This is a genomic window from Clostridium septicum (assembly GCF_003606265.1).
GTDB classification, from domain to species: Bacteria; Bacillota; Clostridia; order Clostridiales; family Clostridiaceae; genus Clostridium; species Clostridium septicum.
On the sequence record NZ_CP023671.1, the window covers coordinates 505,836 to 519,607 of the forward strand.

The 13,772-nt window shown below is 28.5% G+C and carries 16 protein-coding genes; all 16 read right to left on the reverse strand.

The annotated features are described in order from the left end of the window. Nucleotides 1-4: 4 nt before the first annotated feature. Entirely contained in the window at nt 5-406 is a 402-nt protein-coding gene (locus CP523_RS02200; protein WP_066674042.1) for a cytidine deaminase, read from the reverse strand. Nucleotides 407-521: 115 nt separating this feature from the next. Beyond that, nucleotides 522-1,223, reverse strand: a complete 702-nt coding sequence (locus CP523_RS02205) for a diacylglycerol kinase (protein ID WP_066674040.1) — start codon at nt 1,221-1,223, stop codon at nt 522-524. Between the two features lie 20 nt (nt 1,224-1,243). Next, nucleotides 1,244-1,747: an rRNA maturation RNase YbeY gene (ybeY, locus tag CP523_RS02210; protein WP_066674038.1), complete on the reverse strand. Its 504-nt coding sequence runs from the start codon at nt 1,745-1,747 to the stop codon at nt 1,244-1,246. Between the two features lie 63 nt (nt 1,748-1,810). Further along, nucleotides 1,811-3,859, reverse strand: coding sequence for an HD family phosphohydrolase (locus CP523_RS02215; RefSeq protein WP_066674037.1), 2,049 nt, complete (start codon nt 3,857-3,859; stop codon nt 1,811-1,813). A 31-nt stretch (nt 3,860-3,890) separates the two neighbouring features. Continuing rightward, nucleotides 3,891-5,027 (reverse strand): sporulation protein YqfD, encoded by a 1,137-nt coding sequence (yqfD, locus tag CP523_RS02220; protein ID WP_066674035.1) that lies wholly within the window; start codon nt 5,025-5,027, stop codon nt 3,891-3,893. 5 nt (nt 5,028-5,032) lie between these two features. After that, entirely contained in the window at nt 5,033-5,311 is a 279-nt protein-coding gene (gene yqfC, locus CP523_RS02225) for a sporulation protein YqfC (RefSeq protein ID WP_066674033.1), read from the reverse strand. Between the two features lie 108 nt (nt 5,312-5,419). Next, nucleotides 5,420-5,869 carry a GatB/YqeY domain-containing protein gene (locus tag CP523_RS02230; protein ID WP_066674030.1) on the reverse strand — a complete coding sequence of 150 codons (450 nt, stop codon included), beginning with the start codon at nt 5,867-5,869 and terminating at the stop codon, nt 5,420-5,422. 32 nt (nt 5,870-5,901) lie between these two features. Next, on the reverse strand, nt 5,902-6,078 hold the full coding sequence (rpsU, locus tag CP523_RS02235) for a 30S ribosomal protein S21 (protein ID WP_003441547.1): 177 nt from the start codon (nt 6,076-6,078) through the stop codon (nt 5,902-5,904). A gap of 120 nt (nt 6,079-6,198) precedes the next feature. Continuing rightward, nucleotides 6,199-6,540: a histidine triad nucleotide-binding protein gene (locus tag CP523_RS02240; RefSeq protein ID WP_066674028.1), complete on the reverse strand. Its 342-nt coding sequence runs from the start codon at nt 6,538-6,540 to the stop codon at nt 6,199-6,201. A gap of 87 nt (nt 6,541-6,627) precedes the next feature. Beyond that, on the reverse strand, nt 6,628-7,932 hold the full coding sequence (mtaB, locus tag CP523_RS02245) for a tRNA (N(6)-L-threonylcarbamoyladenosine(37)-C(2))-methylthiotransferase MtaB (protein ID WP_066674026.1): 1,305 nt from the start codon (nt 7,930-7,932) through the stop codon (nt 6,628-6,630). Then, complete coding sequence (locus tag CP523_RS02250; RefSeq protein ID WP_066674024.1) at nt 7,932-8,696, reverse strand: RsmE family RNA methyltransferase; 765 nt, start codon at nt 8,694-8,696, stop codon at nt 7,932-7,934. The genes mtaB and CP523_RS02250 overlap by 1 nt, the downstream gene beginning before the upstream one ends. 23 nt (nt 8,697-8,719) lie before the next feature. Further along, nucleotides 8,720-9,661, reverse strand: a complete 942-nt coding sequence (gene prmA / locus CP523_RS02255; RefSeq protein WP_066674021.1) for a 50S ribosomal protein L11 methyltransferase — start codon at nt 9,659-9,661, stop codon at nt 8,720-8,722. Between the two features lie 152 nt (nt 9,662-9,813). After that, complete coding sequence (tpx, locus tag CP523_RS02260; RefSeq protein WP_066674019.1) at nt 9,814-10,311, reverse strand: thiol peroxidase; 498 nt, start codon at nt 10,309-10,311, stop codon at nt 9,814-9,816. Nucleotides 10,312-10,460: 149 nt separating this feature from the next. Continuing rightward, nucleotides 10,461-10,613 (reverse strand): hypothetical protein, encoded by a 153-nt coding sequence (locus tag CP523_RS15880; RefSeq protein WP_162925930.1) that lies wholly within the window; start codon nt 10,611-10,613, stop codon nt 10,461-10,463. 258 nt (nt 10,614-10,871) lie between these two features. Next, nucleotides 10,872-12,425: a nitrite/sulfite reductase gene (locus CP523_RS02265; protein ID WP_066674018.1), complete on the reverse strand. Its 1,554-nt coding sequence runs from the start codon at nt 12,423-12,425 to the stop codon at nt 10,872-10,874. 151 nt (nt 12,426-12,576) lie between these two features. Continuing rightward, the gene (gene dnaJ, locus CP523_RS02270; protein ID WP_066674017.1) at nt 12,577-13,707 is read right to left on the reverse strand and encodes a molecular chaperone DnaJ; all 1,131 of its coding nucleotides are present in this window, start codon (nt 13,705-13,707) and stop codon (nt 12,577-12,579) included. Between the last annotated feature and the right edge of the window lie 65 nt (nt 13,708-13,772).

Consider the following 13,772-nt stretch of genomic DNA (forward strand, 5'->3'; position numbering starts at 1 on the left):
CCTCCTAGTTTTCTAAATCCTTCTGAGTAAATGCACCTGGCATTATTTCTTTGAAGGTTTTAACAATGTATTCTTCTTTATTTTTTATAATTATTATTGGTGTATCTTCACTTTCAACAAATTCTGATATTACCTGTCTACAAATTCCACATGGATAAGTAAAAGACTTTATATCACCTATTAAAGCTAATGCTTTTAATTTTTTATTTCCTTCTGATACACCTTTAAATATTGCTGTTCTTTCAGCACAATTTGTTCCACCAAAGGATGCATTTTCTATATTACATCCAGTATATATTTCTCCATTTTCAAATAATGCTGCTGCACCTACTTTAAAATTTGAATATGGACAATATGCTAATTCACGTGCCTCTATAGCTTTTTGTATAAGTTCGTTATAATTCATATTTAATCCTCCATCCTAATAATTAGTTAGCATATTTTATTATAACTTACCAATCATTAATTTACAAATATCAATTAGAAGTTCTACGTATCTTTTCATAATTTTTTTAATTTCATTATAATCTAAATATAGTAAATATTAATAATGTAAGTAATGTTCCAAAAATCCCTCCAACTATTACTTCTAATATTGAATGAACTTCAGAATCTACTCTACTTTGTGCAGTTATAAAAGCCATTAAATAACTTAAAAGTATACATATTGGTTCTTCTGTTATTAATGATATAGCAGTTGCTATAGAAAATGCTAATGCACTGTGTCCACTAGGCATTCCTCCTTTTAAAGGAGTTCCTTCACCAAAAATAGCTTTTACAATTACAGTTGCTATAGTAACAAATACTAATACTATGAAAATAGTATATGGTTCTGAATTTTTAACCTTATGTACTACTGTATAAGAAAAATCTGATATTTTATCTCCAAAAACTATATATCCAACTATCATAGCATTAATAGCAGTTACCAAAACCCCACCTGCAGCAGCGTTTTTAGAAATCTTAGCCAAAGGATGATAATAGTTAGTAGACATATCTATAGCTGCTTCTATAGCTGTATTAATAAGTTCTGCTGCAATAACTAATGTTATAGTTATTGCTAATAATAAAAACTCTATTTTTGAAATATCAAAAAAGAAACAAGCTAATAAAACGCATAAAGCTGCTACTAAATGAATTTTCATATTTCTTTGGGTTCTTACTGTATCTATAATACCATTTATTGCATAGTTAAAACTCTCTACTACTTTTTTAAGTTTCATGTAATCACCCTCTATCTTTATTATTCTCTTGTTATATTCAGTTTATTTAATATCTCTTCTTCTCTTTTTCTCATTACAATTTTTTCTTCATCTTCCATATGATCATAACCTAACAAATGAAGAATTGAATGAATAACTAGATAACAAACCTCTCTTTCATATGAATGATTAAATTCTTTACTTTGCTCTAATGCTCTTTCTAATGACAAAACTATATCCCCTAAAACTAACTCTTCTCCATCCATATATGTTTCATCAAAATCATATCCTATATACATATCTTTAAAAACTTTTCCTTTTTCATAATCTAACATAGGAAATGATAAAACATCTGTAGTTTTATCTATATTTCTTGTTTCATTATTTATTTCTTTAATTTCTTCATTATCTACAAATAAAAGTGAAATTTGATATTCAAAATCTACACCTTCTTCATTTAATGCAAAATCACATACTTTTGAAATTCTATTTATAAATTCTTCATTTACCTCTAACTTATTTTGTCTATTATCTGTATATAACATTCCTTTTCCTCCTTATAAAATTATACTTTAAAATTATAAAGGGCTTATTTGCCCTTTATAATTTTATTTCTTCACTTTTTTCTCTGTAGGATATTCTATTCTTCTATGATAAATACCATTAAGAACTTTTAAAAAACATTTTCTTATAGTTTCTATATCCTTTAATGTTAAATCACAATTTGATAGTTGGTCTGAATATAATTTATCCTTTATTATATTATTTACCATCTCTTCTATTTTCCCTTTAGTAGGCTCATTAATAGATCTTACTGCAGCTTCAACTCCATCAGCTAACATTACTATAGCCGCCTCCTTACTTGAAGGTATAGGACCTGGATATCTAAAGTCCTCTTCTTTTACTTCATCAGGATTATCCGTAGAATTTTTCATTGTATAATAAAAATACTTAACTAAAGTCGTTCCATGATGTTGTTCTATAATATCACGAATAACTTTTGGAATATTATTCTCTTTAGCAAGTTCAACACCATCTTTTGTGTGTGATATTATAATTAGTGTACTTAAATTTGGACTTATTTTATTATGTGGATTTTCCCTGCCCATTTGATTTTCTCCAAAGAAATATGGTCTTTTAGTCTTCCCAATATCATGATAATATGCACCTATTCTAGCTACTACAGGATTTCCTCCTACTTCTTCCGCTGCAACTTCAGCTAAGTTTGCAACCATCATGCTATGATGGTAAGTTCCAGGGGCCTCCATAAGCAACTTTTTCATAAGTGGTTGATTTGGATTAGATAGTTCTAATAACTTTATATTTGTAACAACATCAAAGCTTGATTCAAAAAATGGTAAAAGACCTAATGCCAATATACCTGATAATAATGCTGCTAAAACTGAAAATCCAGTATCTTTAGCAATTCCAGATATATCATTTGAAATTAACATACCTGCTGCTAAAGTTATTATAGCGGAAACTACTCCAATATATATTGTTGAATATAAAACATCATTTCTTTGTTGAATTTTTTTAAGTCCAGTAGAACCTATAATTATATTTATTATTCCTAGAATAATAACTCCTGGTTTAAATCCAACAACTACAGAAACTAATATTAAATTCAAAAAATTTGTTACTAAAGATATTTTATAATCTAAAAGAACCGTTATTAGTATAGGTCCACAAGCTAAAGGAATTAGAAAAGGTGAAATAATAGTTAATCCTCTTGATAAAACTATTACAACTAAATTTATTATAGAAATCATTACAATCATTCTTGTATCTTCAAATAAATCTTTTCTTTCCTTTGCTATATAAGCATATTGAAGAGTTAAAACAATTATAACAAATATAGCCAAAACTAAATAAGTATATAAATAGTTCTTTCCTCCACCTTTGTCTAATAATCCTAATTCTTTTAAAAGTTCAATTTGCCTTGCTGTTATAGGTTCCCCCTCTTTGACTATAGTTTGATTTTTCTTTATTATTTCTTTTGGTACATTCTTTTGTGCTTCTCTTATTTTTTCATCAGTCTTTTCTTTATCAAAGAAAAAATTCGGCTTTATTTGAGAGTAAATTATATCCTTAATTACATCTTCTAAATTTCTATCAAAAGTTTGTTTGTTAAGCTCATTATCTACTACATTTTTAGCTCTTTGTATATGTTCTAAATTATTTTCCTCTACAGGCTCTGTATAAGCTAAATTTAATGTATCTACTATAAACCAGTGAATTGATGAAAGTTGTTCTTTTGTAAGTCCTAATAAAGTTTTACACTCATTATCACTTAAATTAAATCCTTCAACTTTCTTAATTGAAGATATTTTTTCTTTTTCCTCAGACTCAGTACTATTAACATTACTTACTTTATCAAAAAGCTTAGTTATATTTTCTTCAGCTTTTATTTTTATTTCCCCATTTAAAGTGTACTGCTTACCTATTTTATCTAGTATTTCTTTTTCTCTTTCTTTAGTTGCTATTTCATCTACTGTATCTCTTGGAGCTTTTATGTCTACATTTGCAATATCTCCTTCCTCTAAACTATATTTTTTAGGAGCTATTGATGTTATTAATAAACCATAAGTAAGAATGAACACTATTATTCCAAGGGTAATTCTTTTTGATTTATCTTTATTCTTGTTTAAAAACATGTCTATCACCTTCTAATCTTTAAAGTTATCGCTAGTTAATAGGAGTATTATCCACTATATTTTGTTCAACAACAAATATCACTTTAACCATTAAATTTCCTTGACCATCTTCTTCTGTATTTACTATTTTATCTACAATAACAGCTTCTCTAGTTAATTCATTTAAAAGAGATTCTCCAAGTTCCCTTATAGAATTTTCAACTGCTTCTTCTTTACTAAGTTTTACAGGAGTTTCTTCTCTTTCAAAATATATTACTTTATTAAAAACTTTTCCACTCTCTTCTATTTTATCATAATGTTTAAAGTCTTTTATAGCTTTTTTCAAGTAAATTTTCTTTCCAAAGATATTTAAGTATATATCATTATCCCTTTTTCCATTTCTTTCTAACTTACTTCCATCTATTTGAACTTTCATATCTTTCTCATAAAATGTATTAGCCATTACAACGCCTTCTGGTGGCACTTCATAAGGTTCTTCCTCTTTACCATTGATACCTTCTATAACTACTTCTCCAGCTCTTATCATTGTTCCTATAGGTACTGCTGCTCTCCCTGAAAAAGCATATATTCTTTTAATCTGCCCATCCATCTTCGCCACAAGATTTCCCATTTTCTTTTCTTGTTGCTTTGGTGGGTTAACTTTTTCCTCTATATAAACTTTAAGTGTAGATCCTTCAACTCTAGCTCTAAGCCATAACACATCCGAATTTACATCTTCTATCTTTTTTTCTATTTCTTTTGCATTAATATTACTTTTCTTTATTCCCGGTTTTATTCCTATAGCATATAATTGTTGTCTTAATTCATATGGAGAAACATTTTTCTTAGTATTTATTTCAACTCTCCACACAAATGTAGATAAATAAAATATAATCATAACAAAGAGTATTCCACCAATTACAAGAGAAGATTTTCTTTTTAATTTCCCTAAAAAAAATAAAAACCCTCCACTTCCTACTATTTTCATTTTACCCCCGAGCTTTTTAACTGCATCCTTTAAAATATCATAATCTTCATATTCTATTTGAATCAATACTGTAGCTATGTCCACCCTTTTTACATTTAAGATATTCACTCTTTTAGTCCATAATATGTTTAAAAGTCTTTCTGGGTTAAGAATACTGACTTCTACAGTAATCTTACTTATTTTTAAAAAGTCAAATCCCATTTTTCTTACCCCTCATAAATTATTGATTGAAATTTTCCACTTATTGTTATAGTAGAACTTCCTATATATAAAATCTCAAAATTTTCTCCATTTATAGTAATGGGGCTAACATTTGTATTTACTTTAATTATATTTCTTTCAAATACAACAATGCCTTTATGATTTTCTATAGTTATTTCACCATCTCCTAAAACCGTAATTCTAGGAATATCTAAAATTATATCTTTAGGTAAATCAAGCTTTTCAACTATAATATTTCTACTTTTATTCAATTTGTCTTGCATATTCGCCTCTCCTTATAAATAATCCTTCATTGTACTTTATGATAAAATCTAAAAGAAAATTACATTTTTATGCAAAACAAAAAGAACTCATAAAAATGAGTTCTTTTGCTATTTATTAGTTAAATAATCTTTTACAATTTGACTTACAAGCTTACCATCGGCTCTACCCATTACTTTAGGTCTAACCACTGCCATAACTTTTCCCATGTCTTTAATGTTATTAGCGCCTACTTCTGTAGCTGAAACTTTAATAATTTCTAAAATTTCTTGTTCATTTAACTGCTGAGGAAGGTAGTTTAACAAGATCTCTATTTCAGCTTTATTCTGATCTACTAAATCCTGTCTATTTCCCTTTTCAAATTCAAGCATAGCTTCTCTTCTTTGCTTGACTTCTTTAGCTAAAATTTCAATAACCTTATCGTCCTCAAGCTTAACACCATCAGTCTTTTCAACCAAAAGTATTGCAGACTTAGCGGTACTTATGACATTTGCTCTAAATTTATCTTTAGATTTTAATGCAGTTTTCCAATCTTCTTGAAGTCTATCTTTAATTGGCATTTTCATACCTTCTTTCAAAAGAAATTAAATTCTTACTTGAACTTTCTCTTTCTAGCAGCTTCTGATTTCTTCTTTCTCTTCACGCTTGGCTTTTCATAATGTTCTCTCTTCCTTACTTCTGAAAGAACTCCAGCTCTAGCGCATTTTCTTTTAAATCTTCTTAACGCACTTTCAAGTGTTTCGTTTTCTCCAACTTTTATTTCTGACATCTATTATCCCTCCCTCCGCTAGCTCAAATTAATTAATTTAACTCAGCTACGGGCTTAATAACACACGCTATATTATACAATAGCTAGAGTTAAAATGTCAACCTCTAGATAAAAAAACTATTAACCTGGTGGCCACTTTAATTCTCTTTGTCCTAAAACATGAAAATGAATATGATTTACAGTTTGGCCACCATCATTTCCACAATTATTAACAATTCTATATCCAGATTTGTCTATACCTAGTTCTTTTACTATTTTATTAATAACCATAAATATATGTGAAATAATATCTGAATTATCTTTATTTATTTCATTTACACTTTGTATATGAACCTTAGGTATAACTAAAAAGTGTATTGGTGCTTCTTTATTTATATCATTAAAAGCCACAACTTTTTCATCCTCATAAATCTTTTCAGTTGGTATTTCACCATTTATTATTTTACAAAAAATACAATTCATAAATTCACCCCCCTTAATCCTTATATAACTTATTTATAAATAATAACTTATAATAAAATTTTTTTCATTATAGATTATATTTAACTTTTAAAGCAGTTCAGCCTTTGCCAATTCTCCATTAGCTTCTATTATTTTTATATCTACAATTTTACCAGTAATATCTGAACATGTGCAAGGCACTTCTATCTTTATATAATTCCTTGTATATCCTTCAAATATACCCTCTTTTTCTTTTACTTCTTTTTCAATAAGAACATCCATTTTAGAATTTATAAATTTTTTATTAAATTCTTCTTCATTTTTATTACTTAAATCTATTAATATTTTGCTTCTTTTTTCCTTAATATTTCCATCTATTTGATTTTCCATATCAGCAGCTTTTGTGCCTTTTCTTGGACTATATTTAAATACATGAGTCTTAGTTAATTTTATTCTCTTTAAAAACTCTAAAGTTTCATTAAATTCTTCTTCTGTTTCTCCTGGAAATCCAACTATAACATCAGTTGTTATTGAAACACCTTTTAAAGTTTCTCTAAGTAATTTTACTGTATCTTCATATTCTTTAGACGTATATCTTCTATTCATTCTTTTTAATGTAGCGTCACATCCACTTTGTAATGACAAATGAAAATGAGGACATAACTTTTTAAATTTCTTTATCTTTTCAATAACTTCTGGAGTAAAGAAAGCTGGTTCTATTGATCCTATTCTTATTCTCTCAATTCCTTCTACCTTTTCAATTTCTTCTATTATATTTATAAGAGTTACATTTCCTTCTAAATCTAGTCCATATGATGCTGTATGTATTCCTGATAATATTATTTCTTTAAAACCATGCTCTGCCAGTTTTTTAACTTCACTTATAACCTTTTTAGGATCCTTTGAACAAACTGATCCCCTTGCATAAGGTATTAAACAATATGTACAAAATCTATTACAACCATCTTGTATTTTAAGAAAAGCTCTAGTTTTATCTTGATAATCTTCTATATTTAAGTCTTCAAACTTTTTATTCTTAAGAACACCTTCAACATGAACTTGGTTTTTCCCTTCATCTTTAGCCTTATTCACATAGTAAACAACATCACCTTTATTTCTAGTTCCAAGAACTACATCTACACCTGGTATTTCAGAAACTTCCTTTGGTGCCATTTGTGAATAACAACCAACAACAGCTATAATAGCATTTTCATTTAATCTTCTTGCTCTTCCTATAATTTGTCTAGATTTTTTATCACCCATATTTGTAACTGTACATGTATTTATAACATAAACGTCAGCAACTTCACTAAAGTCTACAACCTCATAACCTTCTCTTATAAACTTTTCTGCCATAGCTTCTGATTCATATACGTTAACTCTACACCCTAATGTAGCAAATGCAACTTTCATTAAATTTTTCCTCCTAAATCACCTAATTCATATTGAATTAATGAAGTAGCTACAAATCCAGCTGTTTCTGTTCTTAGTATTCTACTTCCTAATGTAATAATATACGCTCCATTTTCCTTAAGTATAGCTATCTCGTCTTCTTCAAAGCCACCTTCAGGACCTACTAAAATCCCAATTTTTTTAATTTTTCTTAAATCATAATCTTTATTTTTTAATTCTTCCATAAGAGTCTTAACACCAAAATTTTCAGCATTTTCATATGGAACAATCATTAAATCCATAAGCTTTATTTCACTTATAGCACTCTCAAAGGAAACAGGTTCAGTAACTCTAGGTACGATACTTCTCTTACTTTGCTTAGCTGCCTCTAATGCAATTCTATTTAATCTATCAAGCTTTTTAAAGTCTCCTTTAAGTTTTATATCAACTCTTGATGTTAAAGTAGGTATAAATTCACATATTCCAAGTTCAGTTCCTTTTTGAACTATTAAATCCATCTTTTGAGACTTTGGTAATCCCTGAAATAAATATATCTTAACTTCGCTTTCATTATCTATATCTAGCTTTTCTAATATTGATACTACGACTTCTTGCTTCCCTACAGATTTTATTGCTCCAAGAAACTCTTCTCCATTACAGTTATTTAAAATAACTTTTTCTCCTTCGGCAAGTCTTAAAACCTTGTATATATGTTTTACATCATCACCTAAAATTGTACATTCATTTTCTGAAAAATTCTCTCTTGGAGTAAAAAATTTATGCATTACATTCTCTCCTTAAAATAAAATTACTTTAATTTAGCAACTATACAGTTCCATTCTCCATCCTTATTTATTTCAAGAACTTCAAACCCTGTTTCCTCTAACTTATTAGTTACCATTTCAACTCTATCATGAATAATACCTGATGTTATAAAATATCCACCATCATTTATTACTCTTTTCACGTCCTCTGTTAATATACATATAATTTCAGCTATTATATTAGCTACAACTATATCTGCTTTTCCATCAATAACTTCAACTAGGTTTCCATATAGAATTTCTATATTATCTAAGTTATTAAATCCAACATTTTCTTTAGCTGATTCTACAGCCACTGGATCTAAATCTACTCCAACAGCTAGTTTAGCTCCTAATTTTGCTGCTGATATAGCTAATATTCCTGATCCACATCCAACATCAAATACAGTACTATCTTCTTTAACGTATCTTTCTAAAGCTTGTATACACATTCTAGTAGTTTCATGAGTACCTGTTCCAAAAGCCATTCCAGGATCAAGTTCCACTAATAATTCATTATCTTTAATTTCATATTCTTCCCAAATTGGCTTAACAACTATTTTATCTCCAACTTTAGTAGGCTTATAGTATTTTTTCCAATTGTTTGCCCAGTCTTCTTCAAACATTTTTTCATTTTCAACTTTTCCTTCACCTACATCGATACCAATTTCTCTAAGTTCATTTATCTTTTCATTTATATAAACTAAAATTTCTTCTATATTATCTTCTTCTGCAAAATAAGCTTTTACTACTGCAACAGTACCTTTATGCTCTAATACATTAATATCTGCAAAATCCCAAGTTAATGGTCCTTGTTCTCTTCCTAATATATCATTTGGGTCTTCTATAGCAATCCCCTTGCAATCTAATCCATAAAATATTCCTGAAATAGGTTCAAGAGCCTCACTTTTAGTTATTACTCTTACCTCTATCCATGTTCCTTCCATTAAAACCAGTCCTTTCAAACATACTTTGACTAATTTATTATTTTACACTTATGTTGAGTATCTGTCTAGTTTTAAGTTAAAGTTTCTTTTCTTAAATCTAAAAAAATAAACAGACACTCTAAAATCAAGAGAATCTGTTTATTAAATCAATATTATCTAGCTAACTTTACAGCCTCTAATACTTTATTATAACTAGGTTCATTTGTTATTTCTTCTAAATATTCAACAAATGTTACATTATCTTGTGAATCAACAACAAATGATGCTCTTGTTAATAGTCCTAGCTCTTTTATATATGTTCCTGTTGCTTCTCCAAAGCTCCTATCTTTATAATCAGATACAGTTTTAACTACCTCTACTCCAGCTGCGCCACACCATCTTACTTGTGCAAATGGTAAGTCCATAGAAACCGTATAGCAAGTTACTCCTTGAAGTTTTGCTACTTCTTCATTAAATTTTCTTACTTCCATATCACAAACTCCAGTATCAATAGATGGAACACTTAAAAATACTCTAACTCCCCTTGTATCTTTTAAAGTAACAGGATTTAAATCATTTCCTACTACTACAAAATCTCTAAGTTTTTCTCCAACTTTAACTGTGCTTCCTTGTAATGTTAATGGATCTCCTTGAAATGTTACTTTTTTCATAATATATAGTCTCCTCTCAAGTTTAGTATATCATTACTATACTTCCTAAACTTATTTATTATTATACTTATAATATAGAAAGTAATTATTATTTTCAAATATATATTATTCTTTTTTTATTTTATAAATATTTTTCAAGTCATTACTATTTATGAAATAACTAACCAAATACCCATTAAAATAGATAAAATAACTCCTAAAGCCCCTAAATTTTCTCCCATATATTTCATTAATAATTCCCTTGGAATCCAAACATCCATAAGTCCTAATAACATCATTATTGGTGGCAACACACCAATCATCTAATAAAAACTATTCTTTGCACTTTCTAAACTTTTGACTCCTATTTCTTTATTAAAATAAAATAATACTATAAGAAATATTGATGAAATAATAAAGAAATAATATCTTTTAATTATTTTATTCAATATATTCATATAATAATCATAACCTTTCCTAGTACAAATGCTACTATAAAAGAATGTATTTTATTAGTGCAGGTGATATTTTATCTATATAAAAATAACCTATATTTATTAGATATAGGTTATTAAAGAGTACTATACTAAGTACTTATTTACTAAATTTTTAAAATTCTCATTATTACTTTTTATATACTCATCATATCTTAATTCTGCTTTATCTATATTTACAGCCAGTTCATATAAAAATTCTGGTATTTTACTAGCTAATATATCACCATAACAATCACCAAGTTTAGTTTTATTAACTGCAAATGAACCATCAACATAAAGGGAGAAACATTCACAAACTTCATCGTTAACTCTCTTCTTTTTACCAGTAAAACCTATAGGACCTACTTGATGTACTCCACAAGAATTTCCACATCCAGATATATATATTCTAGGTAATACATCTTTTGTAAAATTCTTTTCTTTAAAATAATCTAAAATAGCTTTTAAAGTTCCTTGACTATTACATAAACCTACTTGACATGTTGGGACTCCTATACATGAAACACTTTGCTCAAATACGGTTTTACCTCCCATATCTTCTGTTAATTTTAATAGTTCTTCTGCTTCTTTTCCATTTAAATTTCTAAAATAAATACCTTCAGTCATCGCTAGTCTAAATTCTACATCACTCATTTTATCTACTAAATCTAAGATAGCTTTTAAATCTTTTACTTCAAGCTGTCCTCCTACTGGATGTAAATATACACTATATAATCCTTTTTGTTTTTGTTTGAATAATCTTGTTGATTTAATCTTTGTCTCTATTCCCGGTTTATTATATTCTTTAGTTTTTATATTTAATAAATCTAAATCTCCTTTAGCTTTAACTTCATCAACATGATTTTTAAAACATGCTATAAATTCCTCTTCTCCCATTCTATCTAAAATATATCTTACACGAGCTTTATTCCTATTTTCATAGTTTCCTTCTGCAATAAATAAGTTAACCATACCCTCTACATAATATAAAACCTCTTTTGGGTCTATAAGTTCTTTATATTTTACTGCTATTTTAGGATTCTGTCCTAAGCCTCCTCCTAAATAAACTTGAAAATATTCATTACCATCTTTATTAACAGCTAAAAAACCTAAATCTTGAACTGTACAGTGCGCTCCATCCGCATTACTACTTGAAAATGAAACTTTTAACTTTCTAGGTAATTTATATGTATAAATTCTTTCTAGAAAATAGTTTCCAACAGCCATTGCATATGGTGTAACATCAAAAGCTTCATCAGTATTAACTCCTGATAAAGGTGATATAGCTACATTTCTTGGGAAATTACCACCTGATCCCCTAGTATATATGTCATTATCTAAAGCCTCCTTCATTAAATCACAAACTTCATCTATAGATAATCCATGGAATTGAATTGCTTGACGAGTGGTAAAATGTATTCTTTCCATTCCATATTTTTTAGCAAATTCATATATAATTTTCATTTCTTCTAAATTAGTAATTCCTGAAGGGATTCTAAGTCTAATCATAAACTCTTTTCCTCCACGATGCGCATAAACACCAAATCCTCCTGAAGCATGTTTAAATTGCATTACATTTAATTCACCATTTAAAAATTTATGTCCTTTTTCTCTAAAATCTTCAATCTCATCGTATAGTATTTTTTTTAATTTAGTCATGTTATCACCTCAAAATTTATTTATCCCCTCATAGTGTATATTATATCATCAAAAATAATTCACATTTATTGAATATTTTTATAATAGTCATTAGTAAAAACCTATATAATAAAAAAGAGATTCTAACCATTTATGTTAGAATCTCTTTTTACTATTTCTTCCCAAACAGATCTTTAAAGCCCTTTTTATGAGTTACTACTTCATCTACACTCTCTCCTGATGCTTCCATAAACATCTTTAAAGCTTCTTTTTGTTTTTCATTTAATGACTTAGGTATATCTACTATTACCTTAACGTATTGATCTCCTCTACCTGAGGAATTAACTCTTGGAACACCTTTTCCTTTTAATCTAAATAAAGTTCCTGATTGAGTTCCTTGTGGTATTGTATATTTAACATCACCATCAACTGTAGCAACTGTTATTTCTGTTCCTAAAGCGGCCTTTGCCATTGAAATATGAGCATCTACATATATGTCATTACCTTTTCTTACAAACTTCTTTGATGGAGCTACATTAATTCTAATATATAAGTCTCCTGGTGGACCATCATTAGTTCCATGTTCTCCTTGTCCCCTTAAAGGCATAACATTTCCTGTGTCTACACCTGCTGGAATATTAATTTTAATTTTTCTATTCTTTCTAACTTTACCTTTTCCACTACATTTTTGGCATGGTTCTTCAACAATTTTACCTTTACCACCACATCTATCACAAGTTGAAGTACTTACAAAACTACCTAATGGAGTTTGTCTTTGAACTCTAACTTGACCTGATCCATTACAAGTAGGACATGTTTTAGGTGTAGTTCCTGCCTTAGCTCCTGTTCCCCTACATGAATCACAGTTTTCACTTCTATTAATAGATATTTCTTTTTCTACTCCAAATACAGCCTCTTCAAAAGTTAAATTTAAAGTATACTCAAGATCATCTCCTCTTTGAGGTCCGTTTCTTCTTCGACCGCCGCTGCCTCCAAAGAAACTATCAAATATATCTCCAAAACCTCCCATATCTGAGAAGTCAAAGCCACCAAATCCACCTGAGCCAAATCCACTTCCATCAAAGTCAGCCGTACCAAATTGATCATATCTAGCTTTCTTTTCTGGATCTGAAAGCACTTGATAAGCTTCATTTATTTCCTTAAACTTATCTTCTGCCTCTTTATTTCCTTGATTTTTATCAGGATGATATTTTATAGCTAGCTTTCTAAAGGCTCTTTTTATTTCTTCGTCTGAAGCTCCCTTTTCTAATCCAAGGGAGGCGTAATAGTCTTTATTTGCCATCTATTTCTTTCACCACCATTTTTTTACTTTATAAAAGGGAAGACGGTTTGTCTTCCCTCATCTAT